Source organism: Streptomyces diastatochromogenes (genome assembly GCF_002242805.1).
Taxonomy (GTDB): Bacteria; Actinomycetota; Actinomycetes; order Streptomycetales; family Streptomycetaceae; genus Streptomyces; species Streptomyces diastatochromogenes.
In genome coordinates, this window is sequence record NZ_MCGQ01000010.1 from 238285 (window position 1) to 259586 (window position 21302).

At 71.1% G+C, this 21302-nt stretch carries 18 protein-coding genes and 1 riboswitch; of the genes, 7 read left to right on the forward strand and 11 right to left on the reverse strand.

Going from position 1 to position 21302, the window contains the following annotated elements; genetic code table 11:
* Positions 1-162: 162 nt before the first annotated feature.
* Entirely contained in the window at positions 163-444 is a 282-nt protein-coding gene (locus BEK98_RS11860) for an HPr family phosphocarrier protein (RefSeq protein WP_094216410.1), read from the forward strand.
* Between the two features lie 181 nt (positions 445-625).
* On the opposite strand, the gene BEK98_RS11865 is transcribed toward BEK98_RS11860, so the two are convergent.
* From BEK98_RS11865 to BEK98_RS11880, 4 genes are all read right to left on the reverse strand, one after another.
* Entirely contained in the window at positions 626-1321 is a 696-nt protein-coding gene (locus tag BEK98_RS11865) for a GntR family transcriptional regulator (protein WP_094216411.1), read from the reverse strand.
* A 198-nt stretch (positions 1322-1519) separates the two neighbouring features.
* A complete protein-coding gene (locus BEK98_RS11870; RefSeq protein WP_094216412.1) occupies positions 1520-2278 on the reverse strand; it encodes a M23 family metallopeptidase in 759 nt (252 codons plus the stop codon).
* A gap of 12 nt (positions 2279-2290) precedes the next feature.
* Positions 2291-2453: riboswitch (cyclic di-AMP (ydaO/yuaA leader) on the reverse strand.
* A gap of 231 nt (positions 2454-2684) precedes the next feature.
* On the reverse strand, positions 2685-4073 hold the full coding sequence (locus BEK98_RS11875; protein ID WP_094216413.1) for a M16 family metallopeptidase: 1389 nt from the start codon (positions 4071-4073) through the stop codon (positions 2685-2687).
* Positions 4070-5464, reverse strand: a complete 1395-nt coding sequence (locus BEK98_RS11880; RefSeq protein ID WP_094216414.1) for a M16 family metallopeptidase — start codon at positions 5462-5464, stop codon at positions 4070-4072. Before BEK98_RS11880 ends, BEK98_RS11875 begins: the two co-directional genes overlap by 4 nt.
* A gap of 262 nt (positions 5465-5726) precedes the next feature.
* Between BEK98_RS11880 and BEK98_RS11885 the strand changes: the two genes are divergently transcribed.
* Positions 5727-8186: a DNA gyrase/topoisomerase IV subunit A gene (locus BEK98_RS11885; RefSeq protein WP_094216415.1), complete on the forward strand. Its 2460-nt coding sequence runs from the start codon at positions 5727-5729 to the stop codon at positions 8184-8186.
* Here BEK98_RS11885 and BEK98_RS11890 read toward each other — a convergent pair.
* Positions 8183-9265, reverse strand: a complete 1083-nt coding sequence (locus BEK98_RS11890; protein ID WP_094216416.1) for a CobW family GTP-binding protein — start codon at positions 9263-9265, stop codon at positions 8183-8185. The two genes, BEK98_RS11885 and BEK98_RS11890, sit on opposite strands and share 4 nt — an antisense overlap.
* Before the next feature lie 101 nt (positions 9266-9366).
* Positions 9367-10530, reverse strand: a complete 1164-nt coding sequence (locus tag BEK98_RS11895) for a citrate synthase/methylcitrate synthase (protein WP_094216417.1) — start codon at positions 10528-10530, stop codon at positions 9367-9369.
* 122 nt (positions 10531-10652) lie between these two features.
* Here BEK98_RS11895 and BEK98_RS11900 point away from each other — a divergent pair, with 122 nt between their 5' ends.
* The 4 genes from BEK98_RS11900 (at position 10653) to BEK98_RS11915 (ending at position 15360) form a co-directional block, all read left to right on the forward strand.
* Positions 10653-11909 carry a citrate synthase gene (locus tag BEK98_RS11900; RefSeq protein ID WP_208643083.1) on the forward strand — a complete coding sequence of 419 codons (1257 nt, stop codon included), beginning with the start codon at positions 10653-10655 and terminating at the stop codon, positions 11907-11909.
* Positions 11910-11964: 55 nt separating this feature from the next.
* Positions 11965-12906: a sucrase ferredoxin gene (locus tag BEK98_RS11905; protein ID WP_094216419.1), complete on the forward strand. Its 942-nt coding sequence runs from the start codon at positions 11965-11967 to the stop codon at positions 12904-12906.
* Positions 12907-13003: 97 nt separating this feature from the next.
* Complete coding sequence (locus BEK98_RS11910) at positions 13004-14683, forward strand: ATP-binding protein (RefSeq protein ID WP_094216420.1); 1680 nt, start codon at positions 13004-13006, stop codon at positions 14681-14683.
* A complete protein-coding gene (locus BEK98_RS11915) occupies positions 14680-15360 on the forward strand; it encodes a response regulator (protein ID WP_094216421.1) in 681 nt (226 codons plus the stop codon). Before BEK98_RS11910 ends, BEK98_RS11915 begins: the two co-directional genes overlap by 4 nt.
* Before the next feature lie 18 nt (positions 15361-15378).
* Here the strand turns inward: BEK98_RS11915 and BEK98_RS11920 are convergent, their stop codons facing one another.
* The 3 genes from BEK98_RS11920 to BEK98_RS11930 all read right to left on the reverse strand — a co-directional run bounded on the left by BEK98_RS11920 (position 15379) and on the right by BEK98_RS11930 (position 18200).
* Positions 15379-16431, reverse strand: a complete 1053-nt coding sequence (locus tag BEK98_RS11920) for an ABC transporter substrate-binding protein (RefSeq protein WP_094216422.1) — start codon at positions 16429-16431, stop codon at positions 15379-15381.
* Between the two features lie 85 nt (positions 16432-16516).
* On the reverse strand, positions 16517-17395 hold the full coding sequence (locus BEK98_RS11925; protein ID WP_094216423.1) for an ABC transporter permease: 879 nt from the start codon (positions 17393-17395) through the stop codon (positions 16517-16519).
* Positions 17385-18200, reverse strand: coding sequence for an ABC transporter ATP-binding protein (locus BEK98_RS11930; RefSeq protein WP_094216424.1), 816 nt, complete (start codon positions 18198-18200; stop codon positions 17385-17387). The genes BEK98_RS11925 and BEK98_RS11930 overlap by 11 nt, the downstream gene beginning before the upstream one ends.
* 159 nt (positions 18201-18359) lie before the next feature.
* Here BEK98_RS11930 and BEK98_RS11935 point away from each other — a divergent pair, with 159 nt between their 5' ends.
* A complete protein-coding gene (locus BEK98_RS11935) occupies positions 18360-19052 on the forward strand; it encodes a response regulator (RefSeq protein WP_094216425.1) in 693 nt (230 codons plus the stop codon).
* Between the two features lie 49 nt (positions 19053-19101).
* On the opposite strand, the gene BEK98_RS11940 is transcribed toward BEK98_RS11935, so the two are convergent.
* Entirely contained in the window at positions 19102-20694 is a 1593-nt protein-coding gene (locus BEK98_RS11940) for a solute symporter family protein (RefSeq protein ID WP_094216426.1), read from the reverse strand.
* Positions 20691-21239: a DUF485 domain-containing protein gene (locus BEK98_RS11945; RefSeq protein WP_094216427.1), complete on the reverse strand. Its 549-nt coding sequence runs from the start codon at positions 21237-21239 to the stop codon at positions 20691-20693. Before BEK98_RS11945 ends, BEK98_RS11940 begins: the two co-directional genes overlap by 4 nt.
* Positions 21240-21302: the final 63 nt, after the last annotated feature.

Genomic DNA, 21302 nt, shown 5'->3' on the forward strand with positions numbered 1-21302 from the left:
CTCGCGTCCGACAACGGCGCGAGGCAGTCTGTGGAGGACGGAAGTCGGACCGAGGCCGCGGTCCGATGTCACACCGGAGCAGGACGAACACCCAGCTCCGGGCACGCTTCACGATATGGGAAACTGGTCTAGACAACCCTGAACACTGAAGGGCAGCAACACATGGCTGAGCGCCGCGTCAACGTCGGCTGGGCCGAGGGCCTCCACGCCCGCCCCGCTTCCATCTTCGTCCGGGCCGCCACGGCCGCAGGTGTCCCGGTGACGATCGCCAAGGCTGACGGCAACCCCGTCAACGCGGCCTCCATGCTGGCTGTCCTGGGCCTGGGCGCCCAGGGCGGCGAGGAGATCGTCCTCGCCTCCGACGCCGAGGGCGCCGAAGTCGCCCTGGACCGTCTGGCCAAGCTGGTCTCCGAGGGTCTGGAAGAGCTTCCCGAGACCGTCTGAGGTGTGCCAGGAAGCCGCGTCGCCCTTTCCGGGTGGCGCGGCTTCCGCGTTTTCGCACCCGGTTCGAGGAATTCACCACAGGCACACGAAAGGCACGCGACCGTGAATTCACGGCGCGCCGGAAAAGGGCAGCGGAAATATCGCTCCGCTGAATATCCCCTCTTTGTATACGGCGCCCGTGTTAATGCCGCAGGCTCGACATGTTTACGGCATGTTGCGAGTTCCTCACACGCTCGGAGCGGTCCCCGCCCGAGGTGAACCGCAACCGGTGCGCGCCCGTCGAGCGCTCGGTGTGCAGCGCCGTGATCCCCCGCGCGCGCTCACTGTCGCCGCGGGCCACCGCGTCCACGATCGCGCCGTGCTCCGCCCAGGAGTCCACCGGGCTCGGCGGTGCCTCCACCGTGTACATCCAGGCGATCTTGTGCCGCAGCTGGGTCAGCGTCGAGGTCAGCGAGGCGCTGCCGGCGGCCTGCGCCAGTGTCTCGTGGAACCAGCCGCCCAGCGAGCGCAGATCCTCGCTGTTGCCCCTCCTGGCCCGCTCCTGGCCCAGCCGCACCAGACCGCGCAGCACCTTCAGATGGGCCTCGGTGCGCCGCTGGGCGGCCCGGGAGGCACCGAGCGGCTCCAGCAGCGTGCGCATCTCCAGCAGGTCGGCGGCCTCCTGCTCGGTCGGCTCGGCCACGCACGCGCCCGCGTGCCGCCGGGTCACCACGAAGCCCTCCGCCTCCAGGGTGCGCAGGGCCTCACGGACGGGGACGCGCGAGACGCCGTAGCGACGGGCCAGGACTTCCTCGGTGAGGCGGCTGCCGCGCTCGTAGACACCCGCGACGATGTCGTCCCGGATGGCCGTGCACACCGAGTGCGCCGGAATACGCATGACCGACCTCCGCCTTAATCCCCGTGAAACGTCGACGATGGACGTGTGTTCCGTGACTCTATTGCAATGAGCCGGAATTTCCGACGGCAGGCCGGAATCCAGGGATATTTTTTGGACAGCAGATGCGGCAGGCACTGCGAAAAACGACGAAAGCCCCGGCTCGTGAGCCGGGGCTTCGGGATGTCGTGCGCCGGAGCGTCAGACGTTCACGCCGTGCTGGCGGAGGTAGGCGATCGGGTCGACGTCCGAGCCGTACTCGGGGGTCGTACGGGCCTCGAAGTGCAGGTGCGGTCCGGTGACGTTGCCGGTCGCGCCGGACAGGGCGATCTGCTGGCCCGGGAGGACCTTCTGGCCCACGGTGACGCCGATGGACGACAGGTGGCCGTACTGGGTGTACATGCCGTCGGCCATCCGGATCACGATCTGGTTGCCGTACGCGCCGCCCCAGCCGGTGGAGACGACCGTGCCGGAGCCGACCGCGTGGACGGACGTCCCGCTGGCCGCGTGGAAGTCGATGCCGGTGTGGGAGCCGGAGGACCACAGGGAGCTGCTGGCCCGGTAGCCGGTGGAGACGTACGAGTGCGCGATCGGGGCGACGAAGGCGTTCAGGCGCTTGCGCTCGGCCTCACGCGCGGCGCGGGCCTGGGCCTCGCGGCGCTCCTTCTTCGCCTCCTCGGCGGCCGCCTTGGCCGCGGCCTCCTCGGCCGCCTTCTGCTGCGCGGCCTCCTGCTGGGCCTCGGCCTGCGCGTCGATCTGCTCGGCGACCTTGTCGCTCACGGTGATGACCGGGGTGAGGCCGGTGTCCTCGACGGAGTTGTCCGCGGCGAGCGCCGGGGTGGCCGCCAGGGTGCCGATGACACCGGTGGTGGTGAGGGCCGCGACACCGGCCGCCTGAGCGGTGGTGCGCTTGACCCGACCGGGCTTGCGGTGCTTCCCGGTGGCGCACATGAACGCCATGAAGTGGCTGGTCCTTTCCTTCCCTCTCGCCTACCGGGTTAGCTGACGGGTTCGGAGCAGGAAGGTCTCCTACGGACCCCCTCGCTCGCGCGCGGGCGTCCGATTCACCCCAGGGACTGCGTGGGTCCCCGGCTCCCCTGGCTCGCGCCGTACGGGGACTCGGCGATGACTGTCCGGTGCCGCGGGCGCGGCGCACTGCGTGACGAACAGCCCGGAAGACGCTAAAGGGCCCGACTTTCGATCCCCAAACGGATCCGGGCTTTTGTAGCGCATCCCACAGGTCAGACAGGCAACCTCTGCCCCAATTCGGACATCTGGGGAAGGTGCTCCAGCGTCGCGCACAGCAAGGGGCCCTGACGACCCGTCGGCCATCAGGGCCCCACGCGCGCGGAGCGCCGTCCGGCTGCTACTCGGCGGCCACGACGGTGACTTCGCCGATGCCGAGCGCCTCGACCGGCGCCTTGATCTCGGCCGCGTCACCGACGAGGACGGTCACCAGGCGGTCCACCGGGAAGGCGTTGATGACCGCCGCGGTGGCCTCCACGGTGCCGGTGCCGGCGAGCTGCTGATACAGCGTCGCCTGGAAGTCGTCGGGCAGGTGCTGCTCGACCTGGTCCGCCAGCGTGCCCGCGACGGCCGCGGCGGTCTCGTACTTCAGCGGCGCCACACCGACCAGGTTCTGCACGGCGACGTCCCGCTCGGCGTCGGTCAGCCCCTCCGCCGCGAGCGTGCGCAGCACCGTCCACAGGTCCTGCAGCGCGGGACCGGTGTTGGGGGTGTCCACGGAACCGCTGATGGCGAGCATCGCGGCGCCGGTGTCGTCCGGCGCGGACCTCAGGACCTGTCCGAAGGCGCGCACGCCGTAGGTGTAGCCCTTCTCCTCGCGCAGGACGCGGTCCAGGCGGGAGGTGAGGGTGCCGCCGAGGCAGTAGGTGCCGAGCACCTGGGCGGGCCACACGCGGTCGTGCCGGTCCGGTCCGATCCGGCCGATGAGCAGCTGCGTCTGAACGGCACCCGGCCGGTCGACGATGACCACCCGGCCGGTGTCGTCGGCCGTCACCGGCGGCACGGGACGCGGCGCGCCCGCGGTGCCGGTCCAGGCACCCAGGGTGTCGGCGAGCAGCGCGTCCAGGTCGGTGCCGGTGAGGTCGCCGACCACCACCGCGGTGGCCGTGGCGGGCCGCACATGGCGGTCGTAGAAGGCGCGTACGCCCGCCGCGTCGATCTTCTCGACCGTCTCCTCGGTGCCCTGGCGCGGGCGCGACATGCGCGAGGTCGCCGGGAACAGCTCCTTGGAGAGTTCCTTGGCGGCGCGGCGGGCGGGGTTGGCCAGCTCGTGCGGGATCTCGTCCAGGCGGTTGCGGACCAGCCGCTCGACCTCGCTCTCGGCGAAGGCGGGCGCGCGCAGGGCGTCGGCGAGCAGGCCGAGGCCCTTGGCCAGGCGGGAGGCGGGGACCTCCAGGCTGAGGCGGACGCCGGGGTGGTCGGCGTGCGCGTCGAGCGTGGCGCCGGCCCGCTCCAGCTCGGCGGCGAACTCCTCGGCGGAGTGCTTGTCGGTGCCCTCGGAGAAGGCCCGCGCCATGATCGTGCCGACGCCGTCCAGGCCGGCCGGCTCGGCGTCCAGGGGCGCGTCCAGCAGTACCTCGACGGCGACGACCTGCTGGCCGGGGCGGTGGCAGCGCAGCACGGTCAGGCCGTTGTCCAGCGTGCCGCGCTCGGGGGCCGGGAACGCCCAGGGCTTGGCCTCGCCCGGCTGCGGCTGGGGGTGGAAGTCCATCGTGGCGAGCTCGGTCACTTGGCCGTCTCCTCGTTGTCGTTACCGGCCTCTACGGTCGCTTCCTGCTCCGGGTCCTCGGGGACGTCGGCGTCCTGGACCGTCTCCGGGTGCTTCGGCTCGTAGACGAGGACCGCGCGGTTGTCGGGGCGCAGGCGGGCCTTGGCGACCTCCTGGACCTCCTCGGGGGTCACCTCCAGGACGCGCTGGACGGCGGTGAGGGCGAGCTGCGGGTCGCCGAACAGGACCGCGAACCGGCACAGTTCGTCGGCGCGGCCGGCGACCGTGCCGAGCCGGTCCAGCCACTCGCGCTCCAACTGGGCCTGGGCGCGCTCCATCTCCTCGGCCGTGGGGCCCTCCTCGGCGAACCGGGCCAGCTCCTCGTCGATCGCGGACTCGATCACCGGCACCTCTACGTCACCGGAGGCCTTCACGTCCAGCCAGCCGAGCGAGGGCGCGCCGGCCAGGCGCAGCAGGCCGAAGCCGGCCGCGACGGCCGTACGGTCGCGGCGCACGAGCCGGTTGTACAGGCGGGAGGACTCGCCGCCACCGAGGACGGTCAGGGCCAGGTCGGCCGCGTCCGACTCGCGGGAGCCGTCCTGCGGGAGCCGGTAGGCGGCCATCAGGGCGCGCGCCGGGACCTCCTCCTCGACGACCTCGCGCAGCTGCTCGCCGATGATCTTGGGCAGGGAGCCGTCGCGGGGCTCGGGCTTGCCGTCGTGGGAGGCGATCGACCCGAAGTACTTCTCGACCCAGGCGAGGGTCTGCACGGGGTCGATGTCGCCGACCACGGAGAGCACCGCGTTGTTGGGCGCGTAGTAGGTGCGGAAGAACTGGCGCGCGTCCTCCAGGGTGGCCGCGTCCAGGTCCGCCATCGAGCCGATCGGCGTGTGGTGGTAGGGGTGGCCCTCCGGGTAGGCGAGGGCGGTCAGCTTCTCGAAGGCGGTGCCGTAGGGCACGTTGTCGTAGCGCTGACGGCGCTCGTTCTTGACGACGTCCCGCTGGTTCTCCATGGACTCGTCGTCCAGGGCGGCGAGCAGGGAGCCCATGCGGTCGGCCTCCAGCCAGAGGGCGAGCTCCAGCTGGTGGGCGGGCATGGTCTCGAAGTAGTTGGTGCGCTCGAAGCTGGTGGTGCCGTTCAGCGAGCCGCCGGCGCCCTGCACCAGCTCGAAGTGGCCGTTGCCCTTGACCTGCCCCGACCCCTGGAACATCAGGTGCTCGAAAAGGTGAGCCAGGCCGGTACGTCCCTTGACTTCGTGTCGGGAGCCGACGTCGTACCAGAGGCACACCGCCGCCACCGGGGTCAGGTGGTCCTCGGAGAGCACCACGCGCAGACCGTTGGCCAGGCGGTGCTCGGTCGCTGTCAGGCCCCCGGAGCCTGCCTCGGCTGTGGTCGTGTGACCCATGGGCATGTACGTCCCTTCGAGAGCGGAGGCGGTCGTCGAAACCGCTGTTTTCCTGCCGGTCCTGCCACTGTATGCAAAGCGTGCGGGGCCTCGGCGAAGTTCCCGCCGGACGTACGCCCAGAGCGGATCGCGTAGCCTGCGCCGGACCCGGCTCCGCGGGCGCGGGAATCCCGCTGGGACCGGGTCGTGGCACGGCTTGTCAGTGCCTCGGTCCACAATGGTCCGCGTCAGATCCATCAAACGCTTCAGTAGCAAGGAGCCGGCAGCGATGGCCCGCCGCAGCACGAAGACCCCGCCGCCCGACGATTCGTACGAGGAGAAGATCCTCGACATCGACGTCGTGGACGAGATGCGTGGCTCCTACCTTGAGTACGCGTACTCGGTCATCTACTCGCGCGCCCTGCCGGACGCCCGTGACGGCCTCAAGCCGGTGCACCGCCGGATCGTCTACCAGATGAACGAGATGGGCCTGCGCCGTGACCGCGGCTACGTGAAGTGCGCCCGGGTCGTCGGCGAGGTCATGGGCAAGCTGCACCCGCACGGCGACGCGTCGATCTACGACGCCCTGGTGCGCATGGCCCAGCCGTTCTCGATGCGCCTCCCGCTGGTCGACGGCCACGGCAACTTCGGCTCGCTGGGCAACGACGACCCGCCGGCCGCCATGCGGTACACCGAGTGCCGGATGGCCGAGGCGACGAGCCTGATGACCGAGTCGATCGACGAGGACACGGTCGACTTCACGCCCAACTACGACGGCCAGGAGCAGGAGCCGGTGGCGCTGCCCGCCGCCTTCCCGAACCTGCTGGTCAACGGCTCCTCGGGCATCGCGGTCGGGATGGCGACGAACATGCCGCCGCACAACCTGCGCGAGGTCATCGCGGCCGCCCGCCACCTGATCAGGTACCCGAACGCGGACCTGGACGCGCTGATGCGGCACGTCCCGGGCCCCGACCTGCCCACCGGCGGCCGGATCGTCGGCCTGGACGGCGTCCGGGACGCGTACGCGACGGGCCGCGGCACCTTCAAGATCCGCGCGACGGTCTCGATCGAGAGCGTGACCGCCCGCCGCAAGGGCTTGATCGTCACCGAACTGCCCTTCACGGTCGGTCCGGAGAAGGTGATCGCCAAGATCAAGGACCTGGTCAACTCGAAGAAGGTCCAGGGCATCGCCGACGTCAAGGACCTCACCGACCGCGAGCACGGCCTGCGTCTGGTCATCGAGATCAAGAACGGCTTCGTGCCGGAGGCGATCCTGGAGCAGCTGTACAAGCTGACCCCGATGGAGGAGTCCTTCGGCATCAACAACGTGGCCCTGGTGGACGGTCAGCCGCTCACCCTGGGCCTGAAGGAGCTGCTGGAGGTCTACCTCGACCACCGCTTCGACGTCGTACGGCGCCGCAGCGAGTACCGCCGCGGCCGGCGCCGTGACCGGCTGCACCTGGTCGAGGGCCTGCTGACCGCGCTCATCGACATCGACGAGGTCATCCGGCTGATCCGGGCCAGCGAGAACTCCGCGCAGGCCAAGGAGCGCCTGATGGAGCGCTTCTCGCTGAGCGAGATCCAGACGCAGTACATCCTCGACACGCCGCTGCGCCGGCTCACCAAGTACGACCGCATCGAGCTGGAGGCGGAGAAGGAGAAGCTCACCGCGGAGATCGCGGAGCTGACCCGGATCCTGGACTCGGACGCGGAGCTGCGCAAGCTGGTCTCGGCCGAACTGGCCGACGTGGCCAAGAAGTTCGGCACCGACCGGCGTACGGTCCTGCTGGAGTCGGCGGGAGCCCCGGTGGCCGCCGTGCCGCTCCAGGTCGCCGACGACCCGTGCCGGGTGCTGATGTCCTCCACGGGCCTGCTGGCCCGCACGGCGGACAACGAGCCGTTCTCGGAGGACACCGACGCGAGGCGCGCCAAGCACGACGTGATCGTCTCGGCGGTCCCGGCGACCACGCGCGGCGAGGTCGGCGCGGTGACCTCGGCGGGCCGTCTGCTGCGGATCAACGTGGTCGACCTGCCGCAGCTGCCCGGGACGGCGGCTGCGCCGAACCTCGCCGGAGGGGCGCCGCTCGCGGAGTTCGTCTCCCTGGAGGACGACGAGACGGTGGTCTGCCTGATGACGCTGGACGAGTCGTCCCCGGGTCTGGCGCTGGGCACCGAGCAGGGTGTCGTCAAGCGTGTGGTGCCCGACTACCCGTCCAACAAGGACGAGTTGGAGGTCATCACCCTCAAGGAGGGCGACCGGATCGTCGGCGCGGTGGAGCTGCGCACCGGCGAGGAGGACCTGGTGTTCATCACGGACGACGCGCAGCTGCTGCGCTTCCAGGCCTCCATCGTCCGTCCGCAGGGCCGCCCGGCCGGCGGTATGGCGGGCATCAAGCTCACCGAGGGCGCCAAGGTCATCTCGTTCACGGCGGTCGACCCGGCCGCCGAGGCGGTGGTCTTCACGGTGGCGGGCTCGCGGGGCACGCTGGACGACTCCGTGCAGACGACGGCCAAGCTGACCCCGTTCGACCAGTACCCGCGCAAGGGCCGGGCCACCGGCGGCGTGCGCTGCCAGCGGTTCCTGAAGGGCGAGGACTGCCTGTCGCTGGGCTGGGCGGGCCCCGTCCCGGCCCGGGCGGCGCAGAAGAACGGCACCCCGGCCGAGCTGCCGGAGCTGGACCCGCGCCGGGACGGCTCGGGCACGTCGCTGGCGAAGACGGTGTCGGTGGTCGCGGGACCGGTGTTCTAGACCGCGTACGCCGCCGCGTCGGGCTCCTCCTCGGAGCCCTGTACGTACCGCAGGACGCCCCACATGCCGTGCTCGTCGGCGTGTGGGGCGTCGTCGCTCTTGCACCCCTCCAGTTCCTCCCCGAGCGCGTCCGCCTCGATGCCGGAGCCGATCAGCACGAGCTGGGTGAGGCGGGCGTCGGCGGGCGGCCACGGTTCGGGGTAGAAGCGCAGGAACGGGCCGACGGCGTGGACGGCGTAGCGGTTGACGGCGTCGTACGGCCCGAAGTCCACGTATCCCTTGATCCGGTACAGCCCCTCCGGCCGGCTGTCCAGGAACCGGATCAGCCGACGGGGCTCCATCGGTACGTCGGAGGTGAAGGACAGGCTGTCGTAGCCCGTGTGCAGGTGGCCATGGTGGTCGTCGTCGGGCTCATGCGGGTCGTGCAGGTCGTGCAGGTCGTCGAAGGACAGCTGCCCGATGCGCTCCTCGCTCGGCCTGCAGTCGAAGAGGAACTCCGGGTCGACGCGGGCGTAGGTGGCGGGGACGACGACGGCCCGGTCGGTCAGCGAGCGGACCAGGCGAAGGACGCGATCGGCGTCCGGCGCCCGGTCGAGCTTGTTGACCACGACGAGGTCGGCGAGGGCGAGGTGCCGGTCGATCTCGGGGTGCCGGGCTCGGGTGCCGTCGAACTCGGCGGCGTCGACGACCTCGACGAGGCCGCCGTAGACGATGCCGGGATGCTCGCTGGCGAGCACCATCCGCACGAGTTCCTGCGGCTCGGCGAGTCCGCTGGCCTCGATGACGATGACGTCGATGCCGGCGGCGGGCGCGGCCAGGCGGTCCAGATAGACGTCGAGTTCGCTCGCGTCGACGGCGCAGCACAGGCAGCCGTTGCCGAGCGAGACGGTCGAGTCGCCGAGGGCGCCGGCGACGGCCATGGCGTCGATCTCGATGGCGCCGAAGTCGTTGACGATCGCCCCGATGCGGCTGCCTCCGCTGCGGTGCAGCAGGTGGTTGAGGAGCGTGGTCTTCCCTGAGCCGAGGAATCCGGCGAGCACGATGACGGGGATCTGCTGCGGGGTGCGGCTGTTGCCCAACGGGCGCCCTCTCTCATGTGGACCGACTGCCGGACCAGGATAAGAGCGGGGCGCCCCGGGGCGGGGCGCCGCCGGGGCCCGCCTGGGGCTTCCGGGGTCCCTCAGCGCTGTGCCGGCACCGCCACCGGCGGCTCCGGGCCGACGTACCTGGCGACCGGCCGGATGATCTTCGGGTCCTCCGCCTGTTCCAGGATGTTGGCGCTCCAGCCGACCACCCGGGCCGCCGCGAAGGTGGGGGTGAACATCTCCCGGGGCAGGCCGCACAGTTCCATGACCACGCCCGCGTAGAACTCGACGTTCGTGTGCAGTTCGCGGCCGGGCTTCAGCTCGGCGAGGATCGCCTCGACCTGTCGCTCGACCTCGACGGCGAAGGCGACGCGCGAGCCCCCGAAGCCCTCGGCGATCTCGCGCAGCATCCGCGAACGGGGATCCTCCGTGCGGTAGATGGCGTGCCCGAAGCCCATGATGCGGTCGCCGGCGAGCACCCGCTCCCGGATCCAGGAGTCGATGCGGTCGGGCGTTCCGATCGCGTCCAGGGTGTCGAGGGCACGGCTGGGCGCCCCACCGTGCAGCGGTCCGGACAGCGCGCCCACGGCCCCGACCAGGCAGGCCGCCACGTCGGCACCGGTGGACGCGATGACCCGCGCGGTGAAGGTTGATGCATTGAATCCGTGATCAATGGTTGAGATCAGGTATTGCTCGACCGCACGGGCCCGCCGTGGGTCCGGTTCCTCACCCGTGAGCATGTAGAGGTAGTTGGCCGCGTACGACAGGTCCTCGCGCGGCTCCACCGCGTCCAGGCCCTGCCCGATTCGGTACAGCGCGGTCAGCAGGGTCGGTACGGCCGCACAGACGGCGACGGTGTCCGCGCGGCGCCGGTCGGCGTCGATGTCGTACACCGGCCGGAACCCCTGCGCCGCACCCAGCAGCGACAGTGCCGAGCGCAGCCCGGCCAGCGGACCGGAGAGACCGCTCGCCGCCGCTATGGCGGGCAGGGCCGCGCGGACCTCCTCGGGCAGCCGGCGCAGTCGCGCGGCCTCGGCGGTGAAGGCGGCACGGCGTTCCGCATCCGGGAGCGCGCCGTGGACGAGGAGGTGCCAGACGTCTTCGAAGCCGCGGGTCCGCGCGAGTTCGACGGCCGAGTACTGGCGGTAGTGGTAGAAGCCCTCGAGCCCCCGTACGTCTCCGATCTCGGTGTCGGTGACGACGACTCCCGCAAGGCCGCGCGGTACGTCGACACGGGGTGCGGTCCTGTTGATGGACATGATGTTCCTCCCTGGACTTGATCCGACTGTCTATGCTTGACGACTTTCCTGTCAACATTGATCTAATCAATGTTCATCAAGCACGGCCATCAAGATGTGCAGAGGCGGCTACGGTGACTTCCATGCGCGATCACGAACCCGCTCCCGACCGTCCCGGGCGAAGGCTGACCACCAAGGAGACCGCCGAACTGCTCGGCGTGAAGCCCGAGACGGTGTACGCCTACGTGAGCCGCGGCCTGCTCAGCAGCAGGCGCGAACCCGGGGGCCGCGCCAGCACCTTCGAGGCGCGGGAGGTCGAGGCCCTCGCCCGGCGCAACCGGCGGGAGGCCGCGGGGAGTCCGGGCTCCGGCGGGGACCTGTCCGTCCGGACCCGGATCACCTTCATCGACAAGGACCGGTACTACTTCCGTGGCGTCGACGCCACGGAGCTGGCCGCCCGCCACTCCTACGAGGAGGTCGCGGAGTGGCTGTGGACGGGCCGGATGACCCGGGGCGTGACCTTCACCGCGCCCGAGGAGACCGTCGAGGTCGCCCGGCACGTCGTGCGGGCGCTGCCGGAGCACACCTCCCCCACCGACCGGCTGCGGGTGGCGGCGATCGCCGCGGCGGCCGAGGACCCGCTGCGCTTCGACCTGTCCGAGGAGGCCGTGCTGGGCACGGCGCGCACCCTCATCCCCACGCTCGTCGCCGCGCTGCCGCCGGTCCTGTACGCCCCCGAGGACGACGGCCCGCTGGCCCACCGCCTGTGGGGGCGGCTGACCGGCAGCCCCGCCGACGAGGCGGCACTGCGCGTCCTGGACACCGCCCTCGCCCTGCTCGTCGACCACGACCTGGCCGCCTCCACGCTCGCCGTCCGGGTCGCCGCCTCGGCCCGCGCCCACGCCTACGCGGCCGTCTCGGCCGGGCTCGGCGTCCTGGAGGGGCCGCTGCACGGCGCCGCCAGCGGCCTGGCCCACCGGATGCTGCTCGACGTGCTCGACCAGGGCACCGCGGTCCCGGTGATCGCGGACGAGCTGCGCGCGGGGCGCCGTATCCCCGGACTCGGTCACCGGCTCTACCCCGGCGAAGACCCGCGCGCGCGGGCGCTGTTCGGCCTCCTGGAGCAGCTCCCGCGAGCGGAACCCGCCCTGCTCGCGGCCCGCGACATCGTCGCCACGACCGCCCGCCACACTCCGCTGCACGCCAACGTCGACCTGGCCCTGGCCGTGTTCACCGTCTCCTGCGGCATGCCCGCCACGGCCGGCGAGACCATCTTCGCCGTCGCCCGGACGGCGGGCTGGATCGCCCATGCCCTCGAGGAGTACGGCGAGCGCCCGCTGCGCATGCGCCCCAGCGGTCACTACGTCGGTCCGCGCCCTCCGCAGCCCCTCCCGGAGTAGGGCAACGGCCACGGCCGGAAGTCGCCCCGGGGGAAGTCAGGTTAGGCTCACCTCTGTGAGTAGGTGTGCGACCGTCTCCCGGAGCCTCGACGAGCCCGTTGCCGGCACGGCTGCCACGGCGACGACGTGGCTACTGCTGGAACAGCCCGGCCCGTGGGGTGTCAAAGCGCTCACTTCGAGCCACCTCGACCCCGCGCTGGGCCGCGCCCTGGAGGCCGCCGCCGAGGGAACCGGCGTCCGCGTCGCGCTCATCCGGCGCCCCGGCCGCCACGCGGACCCCGGCACGCAGGCGCTCCGGCAGGTGTACGTGGCCCACACCGTCCCCGGGAACGTCTGGCTGCACAGCGCCACCACCCGCGATCCGTACCGGCTGCTCGGCCTCGACTTCGCCGCTCTGGGCGCGGGCGACCCCCGTTCCTTCGGCGCGGCGCTGGGCGGCCGGCCGCACACGGGCGACCCGCTCGCGCTCGTGTGCACCAACGGCAAGCGCGACCGCTGCTGCGCCCTCCTGGGCCGTCCCCTCGCCGCCGAGCTGGCCTCTTCCGGTGTGCGGGGCGTCTGGGAGGTCACCCATCTGGGTGGTCATCGCTTCTCGCCCACGGTGCTCGTCCTGCCGTACGGCTACGCGTACGGCCGCGCGGAGGCGCACACCATCAAGGAGGCCCTGCACGGGGTCCAGGAGGGGCGCGTGGTGGTCGAGGGATGCCGCGGGTGCTCCGCCTGGGACCGGCCCGGGCAGGCGGCCGAGCTGGCCGTGCGCTCCGCGGCGGGCGAGTACGCGGCCGGCACGCTGAGCGTCGTACGGACCGAGGGCAGGGCACCGCGCTGGGAGGTCATGGTCGCCCACACCGACGGCCGCCACTGGCTCGTCACGGTGGCCCAGGGAGCGTCCCTGCCACCGCGCCCGGAGAGCTGCGACGCGGCGGTGCTCGGGGCGCCGGCGCGGATGGACATGGTGGCCGTACGCGAGTTGCGGACGACGGCGCTGGCGAGCTGATCAGGGCCACCCCCGACCCACTTCTTCAAGAAATGGTCAAGAGATCCACGCCACAACCCCTACGGCGACCACCGTCCCCCCACGTACCGTCGTGGGTATGAGCCCCACTCCCCCCGCACGCCGCCTGCGCCTCGGTCTGCCGCGGCGGGTCTTCTCGCAGGTGCTGCTGATGCAGGTGGCGATCGCCGCGGGAGTGGCGGTGCTCGCGACCGGGCTCTTCCTGGCCCCGCTGAGCAAACAGCTGGACCAGGAGGCGATGCGCCGCGCCCTGGCCATCGCCCAGACCACGGCGCAGGACCCGCAGATCGCCGAGGGCGTCCAGCACACCCCGCCGACCAGGAACGGCCCGGTGCAGGAGGAGGCCGAGCGGATCCGGAAGGCCACACACGCCGAGTACATCGTGGTGCTGGACCGGCACTGGATCCGCTGGTCGCACCCCACGCCCAGCGAGATCGGCCGCCCGGTCTCCACCGACCCCCGCGACGCCCTGGCCGGCAAGCAGGTCATGGAGATCGACAAGGGCACCCTGGGCCGCTCCGCGCGCGGCAAGGTGCCCCTGTACGACGCCGACCACCGGATCATCGGGGCGGTCTCGGTCGGCATCGCGTACGACAGCGTGCGCGCCCGGCTGATCAGCGCGATCCCGGGGCTGTTCGCCTACGCCGGCGGTGCTCTCGCGGTGGGCGCGCTGGCCGCCTGGCTGATCTCCCGGCGGGTGCAGCGGCAGACCCGGGACCTGGCCTTCTCCGACATCTCGGCGCTGCTCGCCGAGCGCGAGGCGATGCTGCACGGCATCCGGGAGGGCGTGGTCGCCCTCGGCCGCGGCGGTCGCATCCGGCTGCTCAACGACGAGGCACGGCGGCTGCTGGGCATCGGCGACGAGGCCGTCGGCAAGTCCCTGGACGAGGCGCTGGGCGAGGGTCGTACGGCGGACGTCCTGGCCGGGCGGGTGACCGGCACCGACCTGCTGACCGTGCGCGGCCAGCGTGTCCTGGTCGCCAACCGCATGCCCACGGACGACGGCGGCGCCGTGGCCACCCTGCGCGACCGCACCGAGCTGGAGCAGCTGGGCCGCGAACTCGACTCCACGCGCGGCCTGATCGACGCCCTGCGCGCCCAGGACCACGAGCACGCCAACCGCATGCACACCCTGCTCGGCCTGCTGGAGCTGGAGATGTACGACGACGCCGTGGAGTTCGTCGGCGAGGTCGTCGGGGACCACCGGGTCACCGCCGAGCAGGTCACCGAGAAGATCCAGGACCCGCTGCTCGCCGCCCTGCTGGTCGGCAAGGCGACCGTGGCGGCCGAACGAGGCGTCGCCCTGTGGGTGTCGGAACGCACCCGGCTCCCGGACCGGCTGATCGACCCCCGGGGTCTGGTCACCGTCGTGGGCAACCTCGTGGACAACGCACTCGACGCGGTCGCGGGCACCCCGCACGCGCGCGTGGAGGTCGAGTTGCGCGCCGAGAGACGTACGGTCGTCCTTCGCGTACGCGACACCGGGCCCGGCATCCCGGAGGGCCAGCGGGAGTTGGTCTTCACGGACGGGTGGTCCACCAAGAAGCCGCCCGCGCACGGCAAGCGGGGCCTCGGGCTTTCGCTGGTGCACCGGCTCGCCGAACGGCAGGGCGGGAGCGCGACGGTGGGCGCGGCGGACGGCGGGGGCGCCGAGTTCACCGTCGTCCTGCCCGAGGCGCTGACCGAGCCGGAGCTGGAGCCGGCGGTGCTCGCGGAGTCCCTTCGGACCGCCGCTGTCGTCGAGGAGGAGGCGCGATGATCGAGGTCCTGGTCGTGGACGACGACGTGCGGGTCGCCCGGGTCAACGCCGCCTACGTCGAGAAGGTGCCCGGCTTCCATGTGGCCGGCGAGGCGCACAACGCGGCCGAGGCGCTGAGCCAGTTGGAGGCGCTGCCGCGGCTCGACCTGGTCCTCATGGACCACTACCTGCCCGACGACACCGGGCTCGCGGTCGTCCAGGAGATGCGCCGGCGCGGCCACCAGACCGACGTGATCATGGTGACGGCCGCGCGGGACGTGTCGACCGTCCAGGCGGCCATGCGGCACGGCGCCCTGCAGTACCTGGTGAAGCCGTTCGCCTTCGCCGGGCTGCGGGCGAAGCTGGAGGCGTACGCCCAGCTGCGCCGCACGCTGGACGGCGGCGGCGAGGCCGAACAGGCCGAGGTGGACCGCATCTTCGGCGCCCTGTCGGCGCCGTCGGAGCCGGAGCTGCCCAAGGGGCACTCCCCCACCACGGCCGAGCTGGTGCGCCAGTCCCTGATGAGCGCCGAGGGGCCGCTGTCCGCCCAGGAGATCGCCGAGCGGACCGGGGTGAGCCGCCAGACCGCCCAGCGCTACCTCAAGCTCCTGGAGCGCACCGGACGGGCCCGGCTGACCCTCAAATACGGCGACGCGGGCCGCCCGGAACACCGTTACGTGTGGGCGACCCGCGCCTGAGCGGGCTTCAGCGAGCGGTCACTTGGCGGCCTTCTCGACGAACTCGGTCGTGAACGTCTTGCTCAGGTCCACCTTGGCGTTCTTGATGGTGGGGTTGAACGACTTGAGGACCTTCTCGACGGTCTCGGGGCCGTTCGCGGGCATCACGCCGTCCTTGGTGAACATCGGCAGCGTGCTCTTGATCGCCTGGGCGTAGAGCGCCTTGTCGCCCTGGGAGTAGTCGGCGGGCATCTTGGCCGCGATCTCGTCCGCGCTGTGGGTGGACATCCACTTGAGTGTCTTGACGAATGCATTGGCCAACTTCTGGACGGTGTCCTTGTGACTGTTGACCCAGTCCGTCTGCATGTACAGGCTTGACGAGGGGTACGGCCCGCCCAGCGCCGCCTGCGAGCCCTCGGGGGTGCGCATGTCGATGAGGACCTTGCCGGCCTTCTTGTCCAGGATCGTGGCGACGGTCGGGTCGGTCGTCATGCCGCCGTCGATCGCGCCCTGCTGGAGTGCGGAGATGAAGGTCGGTCCGGCGCCGACGGCGACCGGCGTGAACTCGCTGACCTTCACGCCGTTCTTGACGGCGAGGTACTTGGTGAGGAAGTCGGTCGAGGAGCCGAGACCGGTGACGCCGAGCTTCTTCCCCTTGAAGTCCTTGGGCGAAGCGATGTCGCCCGCCGCCTTGTCGGAGACGACCTCCACCTCGCCCGGCGCGTGCGAGAACTGCACCACGGACTCCACCGACTTGCCCTTCACCTGGAGGTCGAGGGTGTGGTCGTAGAAGCCGACCGCTCCCTGCACCTGGCCGGAGACGAGCGCGGTCTCGGCCTGGACGCCGGCGGGCTCGCTCAGCAGCTCCACGTCGAGGCCCTCGGCGTCGAAGTAGCCGAGCCGCTGGGTGAGCATCGCGGGCAGGTAGATGACCTTGTCCAGGCCGCCGACCATGATCTTGACCTTGGTGCCCTTACCGTCGCCCTTGCTGCCGGCGGCGGTGCTGGCCGCGTCGTTGGCACAGGCGGTGAGCGAGGAGAGGGCGAGCAGGCCGGCGGCGGCCAGGGTGGTGTATCTGGCGGACTTGCGCATGGCGGTTCACGTCCTTGTGAGAGGGCGGTGCGGGGAAAGGGGGGTGGCTCGGAGAAGTGTTCGAAGGGGGGTGGCTCGGGGGCGTTCAGCTGTCGGAGCCGGCCGGCTTCCAGCGGAAGATGCGGCGCTCGGCAAAGGTGAGCAACCCCTCGGCGACGAGCGCGACGACGGCGAGGATGACCATCGAGGCGTACACACCGGCCGCGTTGAAGGTGCCCTGCGACTGCGCGACGAGCAGGCCGATGCCCTCGGTCGCTCCGATGTACTCGCCGACGATGGCGCCGATGAGGGCGAAGCCGAAGCTGACGTGGAGGCTGGTGAAGATCCACGAGGTGGCCGACGGGATGACGACCTGGAGCGTCACCCTGCGGTCGCTCGCGCCGAGGATCCGGGCGTTGGAGACCAGGTTGCGGTCGACTTCGCGGGCGCCCTGGAAGGCGTTGAAGAACACCGGGAAGAACACCAGCACGACGGCCGACGCGACCTTGGAAGCAGGGCCGAGTCCGAACCAGATCACGAAGATCGGGGCAAGGACGATCCTGGGTATCGAGTTGAGCACCTTGATGTATGGACCAAGGACGTCGGCGAGGAAGGTGATCCGCCCGAGGGCGATACCGAACACGACACCGGCGACCACACCGAGCACCCAGCCGAGCAGTGCCTCGTAGAGCGTGGCCCAGATCTGCTCACCGAGGGAGCCCTGGGCGGTCCCGTGCATCACCCAGGTCCAGATCTGGTCCCAGATCTTCGAGGGCATCGAGAAGTTGAACGGATCGATGGCCTTGGCCCGGGAGAGCACCTCCCACAGGCCGAGGACGGCGACCAGGAGCAATACGCGGGCGCCCATGACGACGATCTTGCGTCTGCGGGCGGCACGCGCGCGTGACTGCGCGCGGTCCGTCTTGTTGCCGGGCTCGGTCATGGTGAGCGCGACCTGGGCCTCGGGCATGACGTCAGGCGACATGGGCGGCACCCCTCTCGCGGGTGATGCGGACCTCTTCGCCGAGGGACTCCCAGATCTCGCGGTAGATCTCGATGAACCGCGGCTCCAGGCGCACCTTCTCGACCTTGCGCGGCCGGGGCAGGTCGATGTCGAAGACCTGCTTCACGGTCGCGGGCCCGGCGGTCATCACGACGACCTTGTCGGCCAGCGCGATGGACTCCTCCAGGTCGTGGGTGACGAAGACGACGGAGGCGCCGGTGCCCTCCCACAGCTCCAGCAGCTCGTCCGACATCAGCGCGCGGGTCTGCACGTCGAGCGCCGAGAACGGCTCGTCCATGAGCAGGATCTCGGGGTCGTTGACGAAGGTGGCGGCGAGGGCGACGCGCTTGCGCTGGCCACCGGAGAGCTGGTGCGGATAGCGGTCCTCGAAGGCGGCGAGCCCGACGCGGGCCAGCCACTCGCGGGCCTTCTGCTTGGCCTCCGCCTTGGGCACGCCCCGGAAGCGGGGGCCGGCCATGACGTTGGACAGGACCGTCCGCCAGGGGAAGGTGGCGTCCTGCTGGAAGACGAAGCCGACCTTGTCGCCGACGCCGTCGACCGGCTCCCCGGCCACCAGCACCTCGCCCTCGGTGGGCTCCTCCAGGCCGCTGACCAGCGTCAGCGTGGTGGACTTGCCGCAACCGGTCGGACCGACGACGGCCACGAACTCACCGCGCCCGACGGTGAGGTCCAGATCCCGGACAGCGGTGTGCAGACCCCCCGACGGGGTCCTGAAGGTCTTGCTCGCGCCCCGTAGCTCGATGGCGGGGCTGGTGTCTGCGCTCATGGGCCGGGACGGTAGGTGTGGCCCCGGCCACAGCTGCAGTCTTGTGAGCACAAGCCGTTCTTTTGCTCGCAAGAGCCTGTTGTGCTCATTTTGCGCGCGCTACAACTGCGGAGCACGTAACACGGGCTTAACGCTCGCCGGCCTTGAAGGAGAGGCCTGATGATTGACGTCCTGGTGGTGGACGACGACTTCCGCGTCGCTGAGATAAACGCCAAGTACGTGGGAAAGGTTCCCGGCTTCCGGGTGACCGCCCGCGCGCACAGTGCCGCCCAGGCTCTGGCCGCCGTCGAGCGCGGTCCCATCGACCTGGTCCTGCTCGACCACTATCTGCCGGACCAGACCGGCCTCGAACTCGTCCACCGCATGCGGGAGCAGGGCCATGGCAGCGACGTCATCATGATCACGGCGGCCAGCGATGTGACGACCGTGCAGCAGGCGATGCGTCTGGGCGCCCTGCACTATCTGGTCAAACCCTTCACCTTCGCCGCCCTGCGCACCCGCCTGGACTCCTACGCGGCCCTGCGCCGCACCGTCGACCGGGTGGGCGGCCGGGGTCTGACGGGCCAGGAGCAGGTCGACCGGATCTTCGGCGCCCTGCGTACGTCCCCCGCGCCGTCCGCACCGGGCCTGCCCAGCGGTCACTCGGAACCCACGACCGACCTCATCTGTGGCGTCCTGCACCGAGCGGACCAGCCGCTGTCGGCCCACGAGGTCGCCGCCAGAACCGGCCTGAGCCGCTCCACGGCCCAGCGCTACCTCCGCCACCTGGAACAGGCGGGCCGCCTCCGCCTCTCCCTGAAGTACGGCGACACCGGCCGACCGGAACACCGGTACGCGTGGGTGGCGCCGTAGCGCGGCCGGATGGCCGTCTGCCGGGACACGACCGTGCGGAAGCTCCCGGCTAAGCCGCACCCGCCCCCGTCAGCGATCGCACCTCGGTCTCCGCGTACTTGGCCTCGTCCGCGGCCTCGTCCGAGGTGACCGTGCCCAGCCAGCCGGCGAGGAAGCCGAGCGGGATGGAGACGATGCCCGGGTTCTGCAGGGGGAAGTACTGGAAGTCGACGTCCGGGAAGAGCGAGTCCGGGCTGCCGGACACCACCGGGGACAGCAGCACCAGACCGAGCGCGGGAATCAGCCCGCCGTACACGGCCCACACCGCGCCGCGCGTGGTGAAGGCGCGCCAGAACAGCGAATAGAGCAGCGCGGGCAGATTCGCCGACGCGGCCACGGCGAACGCCAGGCCGACCAGGAAGGCGACGTTGAGGTCGCGGGCCAGCAGGCCCAGGGCGATCGCCACGACACCGATACCGACCGCCGCGATGCGCGCCACCGCCACCTCGCTGCGCGCCTTGACGTGCCGCCGCCGCAGCGACGCGTACAGATCGTGCGCCACGGACGCCGAGGAGGCGAGCGTGATCCCGGCGACCACGGCGAGGATCGTCGCGAAGGCGACGGCTGCGACGACCGCGAACAGAACCGTTCCGCCGGTGGAACCGGCGCCGCCGCCCAGATCGAGCGCGAGCAGGGGTACCGCCGTGTTCCCGGCGGCGTTCGAGCGGCTGACGACGTCCGGCCCCACCACGGCGGCGGCCCCGAAGCCGAGGACGATCGTCATCAGGTAGAAGCCACCGATCAGCCCGATGGACCACACCGCCGAGCGGCGGGCCGCCCGCGCGGTGGGCACGGTGTAGAAGCGGGACAGGATGTGCGGCAGCCCTGCAGTGCCCAGCACCAGCGCGATCCCCAGGCTGATGAAGTCGAGACGGGCGGTCCAGCTCCCGCCGTACTTCAACCCCGGCGCCAGAAACGCACTCCCGTGTCCGCTGCGCTCCGCGGCCGTGACCAGCAGTCGGTCGAAGTCGCCGTGGAACCGCACCAGTACCAGCACGGTCAGCGCGACCGTCCCGCTGAGCAGCAGGACCGCCTTCACGATCTGGATCCAGGTGGTGGCCCGCATGCCTCCCAGCGACACATAGATCACCATCAGAGCGCCCACCCCGATGACCGTCCAGGCCTGGGCCGCCCCGCTCGTCCGCCCCAGCAGCAGCGCCACCAGGCTGCCCGCGCCCACCATTTGCGCCACCAAATACAGAACGGACACCGTGACCGAGGAGGTTCCCACGGCGATCCGCACCGGCCGCTCGCTCATCCGCGCGGCCACCACGTCGGCCAGGGTGAACCGCCCGCAGTTGCGCACCAGTTCCGCCACCAGGAACAGCACGACCAGCCAGGCGACGAGGAAGCCCACCACATACAGCAGCCCGTCGTAGCCGAACAGCGCGATGAGACCGGTGACCCCCAGGAAGGAGGCGGCCGACATGTAGTCACCCGCGATGGCAAAACCATTCTCCATCGAGGAGAAGAGCCGCCCGCCGGCGTAGAACTCCTCCGCGGAACCCTGCCGCCTGCGGCTCACCCACGTCGTGATCCCCAGGGTGACGGCCACAAAGCCGCTGAACAGCAGTAGCGCCAGCATCTGGTGATCGCCGGTCACGAGGCGCCTCCCTGGGCTCCGCGCGTCAACTCCTGGGTGTCCCAGCGCAGCTCCAGCGCCGCCCGGTCCCGGCGCAGCCGCGCATGCCGCGCGTAGGCCCAGGTGAACAGGAACGTGGTGAGGAACTGCCCGAGCCCCGCCAGCATCGCCACGTTCACCGCCCCCACCACGGGACGGGCCATGAGCCCGGGTGCCGTCGTCGCGGCGACCACGTATGCCACGTACCACGTGAGGAAGGCGGCGACTCCCGGCACCACGAACCTCCGGTACCCGCTGCGCACCTCCTGGAAGGCCTCGCTGCGCTGCACCTCGAGGTACACGTCACGAGCGCGAACATCTGCCGCGTCATGCTCCCGGCGCGCAGCCGGTACGGCCCGCGCCGGTATGCCGGTGCCGTCCAGCTCGCCCCAGCCGGTGGCCAGCGCGTCGTACCAAGGGTCCTCGTACCTCGCGTCGCGGGACACCGCGCCGGGGTCTTCCTGGCTCTCGGCCGAGTCCCCGGAACCGTCCCCGTCTCCACGGGCACGACCGTTGCTTGACTGCATGCCCAAGGATGGACAGATCGGGAAGATCCTGACTCTTCTTCCCTCGGCTCTTCACCCCATCAG